Genomic DNA, 19,351 nt, shown 5'->3' on the forward strand with positions numbered 1-19,351 from the left:
GCTTTTTTTGTGGATTGGTCTGGATGCCTATGGTGCAGACGGTGATCCTGTTTCTGCCCCACCCGGGGTTATCGCCATCGTGAACGGGAAGGAAATTACGTTGGCGCAGATACAGGAAATGATTCGTTCCTCCGGCCAGTCGGATACGCCCCAGTTGCGTGCTACCTATAAAAATCAACTCATCGTGCAAGAGCTGTTGAGACAGGAAGCATTAAAAGATTCTTCACTAGAGAACCGCCCCGAGGTCAAAAAAGCGATCGAGCAGGCGAAAGAGGCTGCGTCGCTGCAGGTGTATCTGCGTGAGCATGTGAAACCAGAGCCAGTAACGGATGAGATGGTCAAGAAAGCCTTTCGAGGTGACCTGGAGAAGTTGGGGCGGTACGAATACAAGGTGAGGATGATTCAGGTAGGTGACGATGAATTGGGAGCAAGGCTGATTACGAGGTTGAAGAACGGTGCAGATTTTTCAGAGTTGGCTCGACTTTATAGCCTGGCCAGTAATAGGGATCAGCGTGGTGATATGGGGTGGGTGAACGTGAAGCTACCGGTGCGAGACGAGGTAGAGCAGAGTTTGCCGCTTCCGATTGCCCGGGAGATTGCCAGATTGAAGCCAGGGCAGTTTAGTACGTCGGTGGTGAAATGGAATGACACCCGGCTTTTGTTGAAGCTGGAAGACATACGCCTGACGGCCATTCCCTCTTATGACGATGTAAAAGAAAAGATTCGTCAGAACCTTGAAGGCCAGGCATGGAACAAGGCAGTAATGACTCTGGCACAGCAGTTGGCGAAGAACGCGAAGATCGCTCAGTAACGTGAAAAATAAAAACATCATTTATTAAAAGATAGAAGAGAAATGTCAAAAGAAAATATCGATCTGATTCACTCCATCGACATGGTGTTGTCACCGGATGTCATGCAAGCGTTGTCAGTAAAAATCGGATTGCCATCAGAGATTTTGCGTCGCTTAACGGAGGTGGCAAGGCCGACGCTAATCATTTCATTGATGTGTGCCTCGATTTCGTCCAGTCAGGTAGCGCGCGTCTATAGAGCATTAATTCGCCCACGAACGATGCACGCTTTGCCAGAGAGATCGATACGATCGTAGAGGAGATCGGGAAGATCAAGGAAATGGAGAGCGCCGAAGTGCTAATGCNGAGCAGTGTTAACTGTTGAATTCCGGTCTGTGTGAGTTTGTGCCATGCGGGTGGTGGTCCTGTTCAACCCGCTTTGCCAGAGAGATCGATACGATCGTAGAGAAGATCGGGAAGATCAAGGAAATGGAGAGCGCCGGAGGTGCTATTGCGGAGCAGTGTTTAACTGTTGAATTTCCGGTTCTGTGTGAGTTTGTTGCCATGCAGGTTGGTGTTCCTGTTCAAGCCGCCTATGTGATGACAAGCTTGGTGGCGGCAACGCTTTTTAGCGTCATCAAACATCATATGCTGTTGGTGCCATGCAAACCAAACGATATGGTTGGTCTTTTCATGGATCAAGCGGAGATGACTTTTCCGAAAGTAGGTGACCAAGTCGCAGAGCTTCTTTATTTGGGGAGCGCAGAAAATCTAAAAGAGACTTTGCTTTTGCAGCTCAATGATGTTTTGGGAAAACTGGTCGAGCCAGAAGAGAAAGTCGAGGAGGCAGAGAGAACTACGTTAGCTATTTCGACGGAAATATCAGAGGAAGTTGCGTCTGCAGAAATCTCGGCTCGACGACAACAGGCCATCGCGTTGTGGAAAAGGCGTAGGAATAAGGCGCTTCTTTATGCGCTTGGCTTGTTGGTTTCCATGGTGGTGATATCTCTTCTAACGAGAACGACATTCTCTCCCTTTTTTTCAAAGACGATAGATAAGTTCGGGTTTCTATCCCGTCCCTTGGTGAAGGCAGGGGCTGAGACATTGCCCTCTGTGAGAACGCAGTCCGCAGCGATGGGTGTGGCAGAAGATGCTGGGCCGACGAAGAAGGATGTGGAGTCGTCTGCTGATAAAAAGAGCGCGGAGGTGATTGGCAAGATTGACCGACCACTTCCACCTTCCTCTACGAAGAAACAGGAAGATCATCGACAAGAAGGTTGGTTGATTTTTGCTGTCCAACGCGACGGTAATGTTCGTATTAGCGCGGCTTTTTCATCGGAATCGGATCAGGAAAAAATGCTGGCGTTCTTGAATTCAGCATTGGGAACTGGACGATTTCAGTTGGATGCCGTGGTTGATAACCGGCTTAAATCTCCTGCTTGGTTAAATAAGCTCGATGGGCTGACTTCGATGATGAAAGTCAGTGGTAGCGATATGAGTATTGATGGTAATCATATTGAGATTGGTGGTGTGGATGAAAAAACCGGGGCGTCATGGACATCGCAATTGAAAGAGCTATTTGGTGACGAATATGAAGTCACTTTGTTTGATGCAGATAAGCTGATATCGGATGCGACCGAGATTTACAAGAAGGCCATCAAGCAAAAGATTGACAGTAAAGAATGTGATGATATTGATCACACCCTCAATCTCCAGTTCATCTACTTTGCCAAGCGTAGTGCGGAATTGTCACGCTTTGCGCAGGATAACCTCCAGCTGACGGCTCAGTTATTGAAGCAATGCATCAGCGAAAAGAAGATAAAGAAAATTTCGATAGATGCATTTTCTGATAGCTCTGGCAATGCGAAAACGAATCTGACGCTCACGCAGCATCGTGCTAATTCGGTGCGCGACTTCCTCATTAAAAACGGAGTGTCTTCGGGGTTGATTCAAGCACGAGGACGAGGTGAAGAGAAGCCTGTTGCAAAAAATATGACAGACCATGGGCGATTCTTGAATCGTCGTGTCGAATTCTCGACTGAAGGTGAATCGTAGTTTTCTAATTTGATGATCGGGGGCCTGATTTTCGGCGAAGTGGCATGTTGTATTCAGGTGTGAATTCTTTGTGAACTGCTTAAAAAACCTTAAAAAATCATGAGAGTTAAGTTCAAGAATGATCTGGAAAGAAAGATATACAAGCTTCTCGAATCAGGTTCCGTCATGAATGTTACAGAGATAGGGACGCGGTTGAGGCTGGACAGATTGGTGGTTCGAACACATTTGCTGTCACTGCTCGAGGCAAAGGCTATTTTTGAAGTGCGTCAAGGAAGGCGATCGTTTTACACCATTGGTCTTACGCTGACTCCACTAACGTTTCGCGCCGAATTCAGGCCGTTGAAGCCCTATGAATTACGTGATTTTCAGAAGCAGTGCGAGGCTTCAAGAAATTCATCCACAGGAATGGTTTAAGACGTTAATTCCGATATGCCTATTTTTATTTTTCGGTTTGGATATTTGAATATCAGGATGGTTGGGAAGTTTGTTTTTTTGGTCGGAATTTCTGCACTTTTCTCGAGTGTAGACGTATTTCGGGAGGCCTCAGCGGGGACGGAAGATTTGGGAAGAAGCACGGCACGTGGCGCGGCCTATGCGCTGGTTGTTTCAGAAAAATGCGCCACACGACCACGCACCATGCAAGAGGTAATGGCGACCAGGGCTGCCTTGTTTTCAGGGTTGGAACGTATTGGTTATGCGGTGGAGCAGATCAAAGCAGGTTACCTCGAAGGCATTGTCAGTGCTGAGGCGAGTTTCCCGGGAAAGATGCGTCCTCCTGCGGCTGAATGTGACTATGCAGAAAAGGCCAAGGAAGCGATAGATCGGATCACGCAATCGGCTGGTGCACGGTAGGCCAGGGAAAGGAAAGTGAGATGTGGAGTCGATATCGATTCAGAGAAGATTTTCCGGGAAGGGAATTGTCCGAACTGACCGCAACGCCACCGATGAGCGTGGAGAGACATGCCAAGTTACGCAGGGAACGGGTCGCACTCAGGCGATTTGCGGAAGATGTTCGCTCTGATAGGCAGGAGCATTTAGAGGATTTCTTCTACGTAAAGTAAGTGGAGGTTTCTCGTTGGGAAGAATGAATTTTCGGTTGGAAAGAACGAGTCGATGGTGAATTTGGAAATGATGCTTATACGAGAGTGATAACTAATGTTTGACGAAATTGAAAAAGAAGAAAACTCGTATCAAGGTGAAGAATCACGCTTGAGTGGATCTTCTGTGGCCCTCAATGACTATCAAAAAAAACCATGATTCAAGATGTTCCGAAAACCACTTCGGTGAATGCCGCTACGTTGAATGCAAGTGCGATTCATAGTGTCGATGAGGGGTATCTACAAGACGCCGTATTTTTATTTCTTCGTGCTTGTGAGCTTGATCCAGACAATAGGGACTATCTTAAAAATTGGCGGATAGCCGCGTTTAAATTGGTGCAAGGGTTTCAGCGTGAAGGGCGCCATCAGGACGCTATCGAAATCCTCAATCAGCAGCGTGCAGATTTCCAGGAGTGTCCCGAACTGGAGACGCTGCGTGCGGAGATATTTTCGGCTTTGTATCGTCACGATGAAGCATTGTGGTGCCTGAATCGAGTCATTGAATTACACCCTCATTTTCTGCCGGCCTTATTCCAACGTGCAAATCTCTTGCTTCACCACGGATATGCCGCTGTTGCTGAGGAAGATTTTGCGCTGATTACCCATCTGGAGCCGAGAGCTGCGGTCGGCTATCAGGGGTTGGCATTAGCGTACTGGTCCCAAGGTAAAAATGATTCTGCTTGGCAGAGCATTGGTCAGGCGGTCGTATTGGCGCCCGACGCAGATGAGTATTGGGGGAATCACGATGAAATTGGTCTTGACGCAGGAATGGGATTGCAGCTGATCGAACAATGCACACAAAAGATACAGAGTGATGTCCCCTCTGTAGACCAACTTGTTCGTTTGCTTTGCCGACGTGCGCATTTATATCAATCATTTCGCAACCTCGATGCTGCTGATGAAGATGCCCGTCAAGCCTTGCTGCTCGTTCCTAAGTCGCCAGAAGCCAGCAAGATCATGGCGGAGATCATGATGTTGCGTGGGCGGTGGCGTGCTTCTTTCCATATATGCCACCCGCACTGCATGAATTGACCCGACGCAGCTTGGGGACGTGCGGGCAGGAGAAGCTCTGGCAGGGGCAGAGCCTTATTGGAAAGCGCCTGCTCATTCAGGCTGAATGGGGACATGGAGACATGATCTTATACGCGCGCTTCATTGCTCTTCTTGCGCAACAAGCTGCGCAGGTGTTGGTCAAGGTTCCGGGGAATTTGAAGCGCCTGTTTAGTCTGTGCTTGCTTGGATCTTCTGCTTCGACGATCCAGATCATCGGTCTCACAGAGGAGATAGATGATGTTGACTACTTCTGTCCCATGTCGTTGCTGTTGGCCGCCTTGGAGGTGGAATCCGACAGTGTGCCGTTCAAGGCAGAACCCTATATGGCTGTTCCTGCTGATTTGGCTACGCAGTGGAAAGAGCGGATCGATCGGATATTAAAAGAGCGGAATGGTCCGACGACATTGAAGGTCGGCATCGTCTGGGCCGGTGGGGAGGCGTCTTATGATCAGCGACGCTCATTGCCGTTGTCAGCATATCAGGACTTTTTGGGGCATCCGCAGATCCTGTACGTGAGCTTACAGGTGGGGAGAGCAGTGGCGCAACTAGCTTATCCAGACTATCACCATATTGCTGATATGAGCAATGAACTGTCTGATTTCGCGGATACGGCAGCGCTGATTAATCAACTGGATCTGGTGATTTCCTGCGATACGGCTGTAGCCCATTTGGCCGGCGCATTGGGCAAGCCAGTGTGGATGTTGTCCCGGTTGGATAGTCCAGCATTTTGGGGAAATGATGCGCCCGACAATCCTTGGTATCAGAGCTTGCGGATGTATTGCCAGAAAGATCGTGGTGATTGGTGGCCACCGCTGAAAGCAATACAAGAGGATCTGAAAAAGGCTCTTCTTGTCGGCGTCATTGCGTAAAGAGTTTTTTCTCAAGAGGTAAGCGGCATCAATGGCAAGGATGCTGATTTCGGCCGGGTATGTCGTAAGGCAATCAAAAAGATTGCCGTCAGGTGTCGTGCAGCGGTTGATGTGGTTTAAAAATATTTAAGGGAAAAGGCGTCCATTCTCGAAAAGCTGCCAGATGTTCGGGTTGATGAGAGTGGCGCGGAACAAGAGGAATCGGGTATCAGCAAGGCCGCAGTAGGGGAGCTGCACCCGATGTCTCAATCAATATCAAGACATAAGAAAGATCATCATGAATAAAATCTACCGCCTCGTTTTTTCCAAGCACCATGGCATGTTAGTGGCTGTGGCCGAAAACGCTGTCTCGCAGCGTAAAGGGGGCGGCGGCATGGTGATCGGCGGTCGCATTGATCTGCGCGTTCCGTTGACGGTGCGTCGGCTGACGATGGCCGTGATGGCTGCGTTTTCTATGAGTACGGTATTGCCTAGCTGGGCGGCGGCGCCGTTGCCGACGGGTGGTGTGGTGAGCAGCGGTACGGGCAGCATCAATGTAAATGGCCAGACCATGAGCATTCAGCAAGGCTCGCAAGTGCTGGGTCTGAACTGGACGGGCTTTAGTATTGGTGCAGGTAATACGGTGAACTTCGCACAGCCGAGCGTCAGTGCGGTGGCGGTGAACCGGGTGATTGGTACGGAGGCATCGCAGATATACGGCAATCTGAACGCGAATGGTCAGATCTACCTGATTAACCCGAACGGGATCGTGTTTGGCTCGACGGCACAGGTGAACGTGGGTTCATTGTTGGCGTCGACGGCGACGAATGTGAGTATCGACGGTAATAGTGTGGTGCTGAGTGGTCAGAGCGGAGCGACGGTGGTCAATCAAGGCAATATCAAGGCGACCGATGGTGGCTTTGTGGTGTTGTCTGGTCAGCAGGTCAGTAACAGCGGTCGTATTCAGGCCAATGGTGGATATGTGGCGCTGATGGCCGGCGATAAGGTGAGCTTGCAGCTAGACAACGGTGCACTGGTGAGTGTGAATGTTGACGCGTCGGCAGTGCAGGCGTTGGTGGATAACAAGGGCTTGATTCTGGCCGATGGCGGCAAAGTGTATTTGACGGCGTGGGGGAAGAATACGCTGTTGAGTACGGTGGTGAACAACGACGGGATCATTCGAGCACGCGGCTATGGCAGTAGCGCAGGTGGTACGGTGGTGTTGTTGGGAGAAGGTGGCGACACGGTCACCCGTGGCAGTATTGATGTGTCGGGCCAGGGTGCTGGGCAACAGGGTGGTACGGTGGTGTTGGGAGGGGACCGGGTCGGGGTCTTCGATAACGCAACGATTGATGCTAGCGGCGTGGCCGGTGGTGGTCGTGTGGTCATTGGTGGAGATTCGCTGAACAAGGCCCGGAGTGTGGCCAATATTGGCTTTGCGAATTCCACTTATGTTGGAAGTAATGCGACTGTCAACATTGGAAGTAGCCAGGGGGATGGCGGCTTTGTGGAGACGTCGGGTGAGAATCTGGCGATGCTGGGTCGTGTGAATGCGACGAGTGCAGGGAAGGCCGGTCAGTGGCTGATTGATCCTACCAATATCACGATCAATACTGGTAGCAGTAACGCGACTAATAGCAGTAACACCTGGTCGGGGAGTGGTACGGATTCGGTGGTGAACAATGCGTCGATTGAAGCAGCGCTGAATAGTGGCGCCAATGTGACGGTGACGACCAATTCATCGGGGAGCGGTACGGGTTGGATCAATGTGGCGGCCAATATAGCGAAGACCAGTGGAGGCAATGCGAGTCTGACGCTGTATGCGAATGGTGCAATTAATATTAGTGGCTACAGTATTACGTCCAGTAGTAATTTGCTTAACATTTCGATGAGTAGTGTAGGGGATGGGGTGACTCTGACTAATTCCACCCTTAATAGCAACGGTGGTGCAATTAATATTAGTTCATGTACGGCGGTTTTAAATAATCCAAATATTAATACTAACGGAGGTAATCTCACGATTAGTACTAATGGTGGCTCGTCGGGACCTACGATGACTCTTTGGGGTTGTAGTACGTTGAATGTGGGAAGTGGATTTGGTAATTTGAGTGTAATTTCATCCACCTGGGCGCTAAATCTAATTGGCTCGTTAACGACAATTGGCAATATAAATATTACAGGTCAAGGTGGATCGGATGCTGGAGTTTATATTCAGGCGCCGGGTAATATTGCATCGACGGGAGGGAACCTCGCCATTAAGGGGATCACGAGTATGGCGAGCGCCCAAGGGGGCGGGCTTCAGATAAGTAGTCTTAATGCATCCGGGAATATTTCATTTATTGGGATATCGAATACAAATTCGGCTGGTGTATGGATTGGCCAATCTGCTGTCGTAACGGGGGCGAATATTACTGGTTCTAGTGCCAGTGGTGCGGGTGTGAATGCTACCAATAGCAATGTCACAGGAACGACGATTGTTGGTAGTAGTGCGAGTGGCGTTGGCGTCAATCTGACTAACGTGAATGTTGTTAGCGGCTATATCACGGGTACAGGTGGTTTAGTAGGGGTCAACCTGTCGCAAACTAACGTGAATGGAACGAATATTGTTGGTAGTTCCAATGGTACGGGTGTGAATATTACGAACAGTAGTGTAACTGGGGGTAATGTCGCAGGTACGGGTGGTTCGGTTGGTGTTGGTTACTATAACTGGACTCCATCGACGGCGTTGAGCACAAATATTACGGGTGTGAGTAATGGCGGTAATGGTCTGATTTTGTCGGGTACTAGTGCTTATACGCAGGCGGCCAATACGACATTAAATATAACGGGTAACACGACGCTGTTGAATGGCAACCTAGACTTACTGACTAGTGCTGGTAATGTTTTTAATGGAAGTGTTGTTGCCTCGAATGTAGGGTACTTGTCTGTTAATGCGACAGGTAATCTGTCTATTCTTGGGGTGAATGGAAGTACTCTTAATGTAGGAGCAATTTATGTTACAAGTGGAGCGCTTAATATAAGTAATGTGGGTGCGTTCAATTTGCTGAGCGGCTTCATTAGTAGCAGCGGTGGTGCAATTAAGATTAGTTCGTGCACGGCGACTTTGAGTAATACCAGTATTAATACTAACGGAGGTAATCTCACGGTTAGCGTTAATGGTAGCTCAGGTCCTGTGCTGAATATCGGCGGTAATACATCATTGAATGTTGGAAGCGGATTTGGCAATTTGAATGCAGTTTCTCCCGCGTGGGCTGTTAATCTAACGGGTTCGCTCACGACGATTGGCAATATAAATATTACAGGTCAAGGTGGATGGGATGCTGGAGTTTATATTCAGGCGCCGGGTAATATTGCATCGACGGGAGGGAACCTCGCCATTAAGGGGATCACGAGTATGGCGAGCGCCCAAGGGGGCGGGCTTCAGATAAGTAGTCTTAATGCATCCGGGAATATTTCATTTATTGGGATATCGAATACAAATTCGGCTGGTGTATGGATTGGCCAATCTGCTGTCGTAACGGGGGCGAATATTACTGGTTCTAGTGCCAGTGGTGCGGGTGTGAATGCTACCAATAGCAATGTCACAGGAACGACGATTGTTGGTAGTAGTGCGAGTGGCGTTGGCGTCAATCTGACTAACGTGAATGTTGTTAGCGGCTATATCACGGGTACAGGTGGTTTAGTAGGGGTCAACCTGTCGCAAACTAACGTGAATGGAACGAATATTGTTGGTAGTTCCAATGGTACGGGTGTGAATATTACGAACAGTAGTGTAACTGGGGGTAATGTCGCAGGTACGGGTGGTTCGGTTGGTGTTGGTTACTATAACTGGACTCCATCGACGGCGTTGAGCACAAATATTACGGGTGTGAGTAATGGCGGTAATGGTCTGATTTTGTCGGGTACTAGTGCTTATACGCAGGCGGCCAATACGACATTAAATATAACGGGTAACACGACGCTGTTGAATGGCAACCTAGACTTACTGACTAGTGCTGGTAATGTTTTTAATGGAAGTGTTGTTGCCTCGAATGTAGGGTACTTGTCTGTTAATGCGACAGGTAATCTGTCTATTCTTGGGGTGAATGGAAGTACTCTTAATGTAGGAGCAATTTATGTTACAAGTGGAGCGCTTAATATAAGTAATGTGGGTGCGTTCAATTTGCTGAGCGGCTTCATTAGTAGCAGCGGTGGTGCAATTAAGATTAGTTCGTGCACGGCGACTTTGAGTAATACCAGTATTAATACTAACGGAGGTAATCTCACGGTTAGCGTTAATGGTAGCTCAGGTCCTGTGCTGAATATCGGCGGGAATACATCATTGAATGTTGGAAGCGGATTTGGCAATTTGAATGCAGTCTCTCCCGCGTGGGCTGTTAATCTAACGGGTTCGCTCACGACAATTGGCAATATAAATATTACAGGTCAAGGTGGATCGGATGCTGGAGTTTATATTCAGGTGCCGGGTAATATTGCATCGACGGGAGGGAACCTCGCCATTAAGGGGATCACGAGTATGGCGAGCGCCCAATGGGGCGGGCTTGAGATAGGTAGTCTTAATGCATCCGGGAATATTTCATTTATTGGGATATCGAATACAAATTCGGCTGGTGTATGGATTGGCCAATCTGCTGTCGTAACGGGGGCGAATATTACTGGTTCTAGTGCCAGTGGTGCGGGTGTGAATGCTACCAATAGCAATGTCACAGGAACGACGATTGTTGGTAGTAGTGCGAGTGGCGTTGGCGTCAATCTGACTAACGTGAATGTTGTTAGCGGCTATATCACGGGTACAGGTGGTTTAGTAGGGGTCAACCTGTCGCAAACTAACGTGAATGGAACGAATATTGTTGGTAGTTCCAATGGTACGGGTGTGAATATTACGAACAGTAGTGTAACTGGGGGTAATGTCGCAGGTACGGGTGGTTCGGTTGGTGTTGGTTACTATAACTGGACTCCATCGACGGCGTTGAGCACAAATATTACGGGTGTGAGTAATGGCGGTAATGGTCTGATTTTGTCGGGCACTAGTGCTTATACGCAGGCGGCCAATACGACATTAAATATAACGGGCAATACGACGCTATTGAATGGTAACGGAGTCGCGCTGACTAGTGTTGGTAATGTTTTTAATGGCAATGTAGTGGCTTCGAATGTAGGAACGGTGTCTGTTAATGCGACAGGTAATCTGTCTATTCTTGGAGTGAATGGAAGTGGTCTGATACTGGGTCAAATCAATTCCAGTGGTGCAGTCATTGCTTCTACTAATACAGGAAATCTTACCCTGAATGGAAATGTTGTCGGGGGAGATAATGTGACACTGATTGCTGGATTAACACAGGCAATTGCTAATCCAAGTGTAAGTAATGGTTCAGTGACAGGCGGCGATGTCATCAAAGGGAGTATCAGTAGTATTGTGGCCGGCAACGGTAAGACGGTAGTCATCTACTCGGGGAATGCCAACACACAGACCCTTGCTGGTCTGGTGGCGAATGGTACGACGAGCCAGAATAAGGGATATGCGACTAATGCGAGCGGTGGTGCAGGTGTAGTGAATACTGCTAAGGCGCTGAATATCTTCTATCGCGTTACGCCGACTTTGACGGGGAATGCCACGGCGTCAAATAAAGTCTACGATACGACCAATTTGGCATCCGTTCAGGTCGGTACCGGCGGCTTCATTGATGGGGATACCTCTACATCTACTTATGTGAATGGTGTATTTAGTAGTGCGGCGGCCGGTACGAATGTGGCGATCTGTGTGAGTTGTACGACGGTTTATGGATCTGCGTCGAACAACACGATCGCAGGCTATGTAATGTCTTCGGCTAGTTTCTCTGGTTTGCAAGCCAATATCACGAAGGCGACCGTGACGGTAGGAAATGTGACGGCGTCGAACAAGGTGTACGACACGACCACGAACGCGGTTATTAGTAACGTTGGCGTAGCCACCGTTCTACTGGGTAACACCAGTGCCGCCAATGGCACGCTGGCAAATGCGACCACGTACAGTAACTACACGGTGAATGGTTCGTTTGCCAATGCCTCGGCCGGTAACCAAACGGTGAACCTGAATGTGGCGCTTGGAGATACGACGAACTACACAGTCAGTACGGCAGGTCAGAATAGTACGTTGGCGACGATTGCCAAAGCTAATGTGACGGTGTCCAACGTGGCGGTGTCGGACAAGGTGTATGACACGACGACGAATGCGGCACTGTCGAACGGCAATGTGACAGTGCAGTTAGGTAATGCGACGGCTGCCAACGGTAGTGTTGCGAACGCAGCGGCTTATACAAATTTGACATTGATCGGTGGTTTCGCCAATGCGTCAGCCGGCATCAATAAGTCGGTGAATTTGAACATTACCTTGTCGGATACAACGAACTATACGTTGTCGGGCACGACGCAACTGAACACGACAGCCAATATCGCCAAGGCGACCGTGACGGTAGTGAACATGACGGCGTCGAACAAGGTCTACGACACGACGACCAACGCGGCCATTAGCAATGTGGGTGCAGCCACGGCATTACTGGGTAATGTGTCGACCGCCAATGGTAGCTTGGCCAATGCAACGGCGTACAACAATTACACGGTCAATGGATCGTTTGCGAATGCGGCGGCAGGTAACCAGGTGGTAATTCTGGCGGCGGTATTAGGGGACACGACCAACTACACGATCAGCACGGCGAGCCAAGGAAATACGACAGCGACGATTGCCAAGGCCAATGTGACGGTAGCGAACGTGACGGTGTCGGATAAGGTGTATGACACGACCACCAATGCAGCGCTGTCGCATGGGAATGTGACGGTACAGTTGGGTAATGCTAGCGCCGCCAATGGCAGTCTTGCCAATGCGATGGCGTTTGGCAACTACACATTCAATGGGGCGTTCGCGAATGCGTCGGCAGGTAGTAATAAGCTTGTGAGCTTAAATGTGACGTTGGCGGATACGACAAACTACACGTTGTCTGGGGCGACGCACCAGAGCGTGACGGCCAATATTGCCAAGGCCAATGTGACGGTAGCGAACGTGACGGCCTCTAATAAGGTGTATGACACGACGACCAACGCGGCCATTAGCAATGTAGGTGCGGCCACGGTATTGTTGGGTAACGCTTCGGCGGCCAACGGGACGCTAGCATCGGCTACGACCTACAGCAACTACACGGTCAACGGTTCTTATGCGAATGCCGCAGCGGGTAGTCAGACGGTGAGCCTGAACGTCGCGTTGGGCGATACGACGAACTATGCATTCTCAGGGACGTCGCAGTTGAATACGACGGCCAATATTGCGAAGGCAAATGTAGTGCTGAGTAATGCGACGGTGTCCGATAAAGTGTATGACACGACGACCAACGCCTTGTTGAATCCAGGAAGTGCGCAAGTGCAATTGGGGAATGCTTCTGCAGCTAACGGTAGTGTGATGAATGCGACGTCGTACACGAACCTGGCGTGGACGGGGGGCTTTGTCAATGCTTCGGCTGGAGGAAATAAGACAGTCAATCTGAATATTGCGGTGGTGGATACGACGAACTACGCGTTCTCAGGATCGTCGCAACTGACCACCACGGCCAATATCGCCAAGGCGAACGTGACGGTCGTGAACATGGCGGCGTCGAATAAGGTGTATGACACGACGACCAATGCTGCCATCAGCAATGTGGGTGTCGCCACCCTGTTACTGGGTAATGTGTCGGCCGCCAATGGCAGCCTGGCCAATGCGACGGCATACAGCAATTACAGCGTCAATGGCGCCTTTGCGAATGCGGCGGCAGGTAACCAGACGGTAATTCTGACGGCGGTGTTAGGTGATACGACGAACTACGCGGTGAGCACGGCAAGCCAAAGCAATACGACAGCGGCGATTGCGAAGGCCAATGTGACGGTGGCCAATGTGACGGCCTCGAGCAAGGTGTACGACACGACGACCAATGCTGCCATTAGCAATGTGGGGGCAGCCACGGTGTTACTGGGTAACGCCAGTGCCGCTAATGGCACGCTGGCCGCAGCCACGAGCTACAACAACTATACGGTCAACGGATCGTATGCGAACGCAGCGGCAGGTAGCCAAATGGTGAGCCTGAACGTGGCGTTGGGAGATACGACGAACTACGCGTTGAGCACGGCGAGCCAAACGAACACGACAGCAACGATTGCGAAGGCCAATGTGACGGTGGCCAATGTGACGGTGTCGGATAAGGTGTATGACACGACGACCAATGCGGCCATTAGTCATAGTGATTCGACAGTGCAGTTGGGTAATGCGACGGCTGCCAATGGCAGTCTGGCGAACGCAGTGGCCTATACGAATTTGGCACTGAGCGGTGGCTTTGCCAATGCGTCAGCCGGTAGTAATACGACGGTGAACTTGAACATTGCGTTGTCGGACACGACGAACTACACCTTGTCGGGGACGACGCAGGTCAATACAGTGGCCAATATTGCAAAGGCAAATGTGACGGTGGCCAACGTGGCAGCCTCGAACAAGGTGTATGACACGACGACCAATGCTGCCATCAGCAGTGTCGGCGCAGCGACGGTGTTGCTGGGTAATGCCGGCGCGGCGAATGGAAGCCTTGCCAATGCGACGGCGTTTAGTAACTACACGGTCAATGGCTCGTATGCAAATGCGGCGGCAGGCAGCCAAACGGTGAACCTGAATGTGGCGTTGGGAGATACAACGAACTATACGGTCAGTACGTCAAGTCAGAATAGTACGACGGCAACAATTGCCAAGGCGAATGTGACGGTGGGTAATGTGTCGGTGTCGAACAAGGTGTATGACACGACGACAAGCGCTGCGATCAATAATGTTGGAGCCGGTACGGTGTTGCTGGGTAATGCCAGTGCGGCCAATGGCAGCCTCGCGAACGCTGCGGCGTACAGCAACTACACGGTCAATGGATCGTTTGCGAACGCAGCCGCAGGAAATCAGGCGGTAACCCTGACGACAGTATTGGCTGATACGACAAACTACACATTGAGCGGAGTCACGCAAAAAAATACGACGGCGACGATTGCCAAGGCGAACGTGACCGTGGGTAATGTGACGGCGTTTGGCAAGGTGTATGACACAACGACCAACGCGGCGATCAGTAACGTCGGTGCTGCGACGGTACAGCTGGGTAATGTCGCTGCTGCCAACGGTAGCCTGGCCAATGCCACTGGGTATAGTAGTTATACGGTGAGTGGGACGTTTGTTAATGCGTCTGCCGGTAATCAGACGGTCACTCTGACGTCGGTATTGGGCGATACGACGAACTACACCTTGAGCAGTACTACGCAGACGACGACGGTCGCAACGGTGGCGAAGGCGAACGTGACGGTTGGTAATGTCTCTGCTTCAGATAAGGTGTACGACACGACTAGCAATGCCTTCATCAGCAACGTGGGGGTAGCGACGGCGCAGTTGGGTAACGCATCAGCGGCCAACGGTAGTTTGGCAGGAGCGGCGTCATATACAAATCTGACACTGCTGGGAAGCTTTGCTAATGCATCTGCCGGTAGCAACAAGGCGGTGAATTACAATGTCGCGTTGTTGGATACGACGAATTACACCCTGGTTGGGGCAGTCCAGCGTAATACGACGGCGAACATTGCGAAGGCCAATGTGACAGTGGTTGGTGTGACCGCCTTGACAAGGTATATGACACCACGACAAACGCAGCGATCAACAGTGTTGGAGCGGGGACGGTGCAGTTGGGGAATGCTTCGGCCGCCAATGGTAGTTTGGCGGGGGCGATGGGCTACAACAGCTATACGGTCAACGGCTCGTTTGCGAACGGATCGGCAGGTAATCAGACGGTGAGCCTGACGACTGTATTGGGTGACACGACGAACTACGCAGTCAGCACGGCAAGTCAAAACACGACGGCAGCGGCGATTGCAAAAGCCAATGTGACGGTAGCGAACGTGGCGGCATCGAATAAGGTGTATGACACCACAACGAATGCGGCTATTAGCAATGTTGGGGCAGCCACGGTGTTGCTGGGCAACGCTTCTGCGGCCAATGGCAGCCTGGCCGCGGCCACCTCCTATAACAACTACACAGTCAACGGTTCGTATGCGAACGCAGCGGCAGGTAGCCAGACGGTGAACCTGAATGTGGCGTTGGGCGACACGACGAACTATACGTTCAGTAGTACTACGCAGAACTATACCCGTGCGAACATCGCTCAAGCCAGTGTGGTAGTGAGCAATGCGTCGGTGTCAGATAAGGTGTATGACACGACCACCAATGCTTCGCTGGTCACAGGAAGTGCTCTGGTGCAATTGGGTAATGCAGCTGCCGCGAATGGTAGTTTGGCCAACGCGGCGGCGTATACGAATTTGACGTTGACTGGTGGCTTCGTTAATGCATCTGCCGGTATGAACAAGGTGGTCAACGTCAACGTCGCCCTGATGGATACAACCAACTACACGTTGTCGGGGGCGACGCAGGTCAATACGACAGCATCGATTGCCAAGGCCAATGTGACGGTGGCCAATGTGACGGCGTCGAATAAGGTGTATGACACGACGACCAATGCATCGGTGAGCAATGTGGGTAGTGCGACAGTGCAGTTAGGTAATGCCTCGGCAGCCAATGGCAGTCTGGCGTCAGCAGTCGGCTACAGCAACTACGCGGTCACTGGGGCGTTTCTCAATGCTACTGCAGGTAGTCAGACGGTGAACCTGACGACGGTGTTGGGTGATACGACGAACTACACGTTGAGCAGTGGTAGCCAGAACAACACGACGGCATCGATCGCCAAGGCCAATGTCACGGTAGCCAATATGACGGCGTTCGATAAGGTCTATGACACGACGACGAATGCATCCATTAGCAACGTCGGCAATGCGACAGTGCAGTTAGGTAACGCGTCGGCAACCAATGGCAGCCTGGCAGCGGCGAGCGCATACAGTAATTATGTTGTTACCGGGGCATTCGCCAATGGAACGGCGGGAAATCAGAAGGTGAATCTGACGACGGTTCTCGGAGATACGGCGAACTACTCCTTGAGCAACGCCACGCAACTTACTACCACGGCGACGATTGCCAAGGCGAATGTTGGGGTGGCTAATGTAAGCGCCTTCGATAAGGTGTACGACACAACAACTAATGCCAGTATCAGTCATAGTGATGTGACGGTGCAGTTGGGTAATGCGTTGGCCGCGAACGGTAGTTTGGCGAATGTTGCGGTTTATACGAACCTGACATTGACGGCTGGCTTTGCGAATGGATCAGCCGGCGCCAACAAGACGGTAAATCTGAACCTCTCATTGCTGGATGCAGCCAATTACACCCTGTTGTCGACAGCGCAGCAGAGCACGACGGCCAACATTGCAAAAGCGAACGTCACCGTGTCTAACGTGATGGCGTCCAACAAGGTGTACGACACGACGACGAACGCTGCGATCAGTAGTGTGGGCGTGGCAACAGTTCTGTTGGGTAACGCGACCAGCGCTAATGGCAGTCTGGCCAATGCGACGGCATATAGCAACTACGTGGTCAATGGGACGTTTGCCAATGCAGCGGCAGGCAGCCAAGCGGTGAACCTGACACCGGTGTTGGGCGACACGACAAACTATACGTTCAGTGCTGCTAGTCAGACCAATACGACGGCGACGATTGCCAAGGCCAACGTGACGGTGGCCAATGTGAGCGCCTCAGACAAGGTATATGACACGACGACCAATGCCGCCTTGTCGGGTGGTAATGTGACCGCGCAATTGGGTAATGCAACAGCCGCTAACGGAAGCCTGGCCAGTGCGACGGCGTATGGTAACTATGCGATCACTGGAGCGTTTGCGAACGCCTCTGCCGGTAACAATCAGAACGTCAGTCTGACGACTGTGCTGAGTGACACGACGAACTACACCTTGAGTAGCAGCGCCCAGACTGGTACGACGGCCAACATTGCGAAGGCGAACGTCACGGTGGCCAATATCGCGGTCTTCGACAAGGTGTACGACACAACGACAAACGCAGCGATCAGTAATGTAGGGGCCGCTACGGTGCAGTTGGGTAATGCTTCTGCTGCAAATGGCAGTCTGGCAAATGCGATGGCATATACCAATTATGCCGTCAGTGGCAGATTTGCTAATGCTTCTGCTGGCAATCAAATGGTCAATTTGACGACGATATTGGCCGATGCGACGAACTATAGTTTGTCAGGGGTAACGCAGAGGAGCACGACTGCCAATATTGCGAAGGCCAATGTCGTCGTAAATAATGCCGCTGTGGCAGACAAGGTGTATGACACGACGACGAATGCATCGTTGCTGCCTAGCAGTGCGCAGGTACAGTTAGGGAATGCGGCGCTCGCCAATGGTAGTCTGGTGAGCGCGGTTGCGTACACCAACCTGACGTTGGCTGGTGGCTTTGCCAATGCCTCGGCGGGAACCAACAAGGAAGTGAATCTGAATATCGGGTTGTTGGATACGACCAACTATACGTTGTCGGGAACGACGCAGTTCAATACCACCGCTAATATTGCCAAGGCAAGTGTCACCGTATCGAATGTGACGTCCTATAACAAGGTCTATGACACGACAACGAACGCGGCGATCAGCAATATTGGGGCGGCTACCGTGCAGTTGGGCAATGCCTCTACGGCCAATGGCAGCCTGGCGACAGCCACAGCGTATAGCAACTATAACGTCAATGGCATGTTTGCGAATGGTTCTGCCGGAACCCAGACGGTGAGCCTTAACACGCTGTTGGGCGATGCTACGAACTACACGGTGAGTTCGAGCAGTCAGACCACGACGACGGCGACGATCGCAAAGGCGAATGTGACAGTGAGTAATGTCGCGGCGTCGGATAAGGTATATGACACGACGACGAATGCGGCCATTAGTAATGTGGGCGTAGGGACGGTATTGCTGGGTAACGCCACTGCGGCCAATGGCAGTCTTGCCGGCGCAAGTGCTTATGGAAATTACCTGGTCAGTGGCACATTCGGCAATGCTTCTGCGGGTAGTCAAACGGTGAGCCTGACGACGGTGTTGGGCGATACACAGAATTACACGCTCTCAGGTGTGACGCAAAAGACGGCAACGTCAAATATTGCGAAGGCCAGTGTGGCATTGAGCAATGCGACGGTGTCAGACAAGGTATATGACACGACAACGAATGCGTCCTTGATTCTAGGAAGTGCTCAAGTACAGCTGGGGAATGCCTCTGCGGCCAACGGTAGTCTGGCCAACGCGATGGCCTATACGAATCTGACGTTGATGGGCGGATTCGCTAATGCTTCTGCGGGGGCAAATAAGGCAGTCAATCTGAGTATAGGGCTGGTAGATACGACTAACTACACCTTGGTCGGCACAACACAGGTGAGTACGACGGCCAATATCGCGAAAGCCAATGTGGTGTTGAGTCATGCCACGGTGTCGGACAAAGTTTATGACACCACGACTAATGCCGTGCTAACGGCAGAAGCGCTCAGGTTCAGTTGGGTAATGCATCAGCCGCTAACGGTAGTTTGGCCAATGCAATGGCCTACACTAACTTGGCATT

At 51.1% G+C, this 19,351-nt stretch carries 7 protein-coding genes; all 7 read left to right on the forward strand.

All coding sequences use genetic code 11. The features are described from left to right. On the forward strand, positions 1-811 hold an 811-nt coding region (locus tag I5W_RS19255; RefSeq protein ID WP_050010696.1), incomplete at its 5' end, for a peptidyl-prolyl cis-trans isomerase. 358 nt (positions 812-1,169) lie between these two features. Further along, on the forward strand, positions 1,170-2,843 hold the full coding sequence (locus I5W_RS19260) for an OmpA family protein (protein WP_044530433.1): 1,674 nt from the start codon (positions 1,170-1,172) through the stop codon (positions 2,841-2,843). A 429-nt stretch (positions 2,844-3,272) separates the two neighbouring features. Continuing rightward, on the forward strand, positions 3,273-3,695 hold the full coding sequence (locus I5W_RS19265; RefSeq protein WP_017455610.1) for a hypothetical protein: 423 nt from the start codon (positions 3,273-3,275) through the stop codon (positions 3,693-3,695). Positions 3,696-4,096: 401 nt separating this feature from the next. Continuing rightward, on the forward strand, positions 4,097-4,972 hold the full coding sequence (locus I5W_RS19275; protein WP_044530434.1) for a tetratricopeptide repeat protein: 876 nt from the start codon (positions 4,097-4,099) through the stop codon (positions 4,970-4,972). Beyond that, positions 4,948-5,862 (forward strand): glycosyltransferase family 9 protein, encoded by a 915-nt coding sequence (locus tag I5W_RS19280; protein ID WP_148289149.1) that lies wholly within the window; start codon positions 4,948-4,950, stop codon positions 5,860-5,862. The genes I5W_RS19275 and I5W_RS19280 overlap by 25 nt, the downstream gene beginning before the upstream one ends. A gap of 277 nt (positions 5,863-6,139) precedes the next feature. Continuing rightward, positions 6,140-15,655 carry a YDG domain-containing protein gene (locus tag I5W_RS30175; RefSeq protein WP_083893589.1) on the forward strand — a complete coding sequence of 3,172 codons (9,516 nt, stop codon included), beginning with the start codon at positions 6,140-6,142 and terminating at the stop codon, positions 15,653-15,655. Next, positions 15,589-19,351 (forward strand): beta strand repeat-containing protein (locus tag I5W_RS19290; RefSeq protein WP_252717116.1); only part of this gene is annotated, 3,763 nt, incomplete at its 3' end. The genes I5W_RS30175 and I5W_RS19290, both read left to right, overlap by 67 nt.

It is taken from the genome of Herbaspirillum sp. B65 (assembly GCF_000333555.1).
Lineage (GTDB): Bacteria > Pseudomonadota > Gammaproteobacteria > Burkholderiales > Burkholderiaceae_D > Herbaspirillum > Herbaspirillum rubrisubalbicans.

Coding starts and splice junctions, on each gene's coding strand:
- I5W_RS19280 (WP_148289149.1), top strand. CDS start 4,948: ATGCCACCCGCACTGCATGAATTGACCCGACGCAGCTTGGGGACGTGC.
- I5W_RS19275 (WP_044530434.1), top strand. CDS start 4,097: ATGATTCAAGATGTTCCGAAAACCACTTCGGTGAATGCCGCTACGTTG.
- I5W_RS30175 (WP_083893589.1), top strand. CDS start 6,140: ATGAATAAAATCTACCGCCTCGTTTTTTCCAAGCACCATGGCATGTTA.
- I5W_RS19265 (WP_017455610.1), top strand. CDS start 3,273: ATGCCTATTTTTATTTTTCGGTTTGGATATTTGAATATCAGGATGGTT.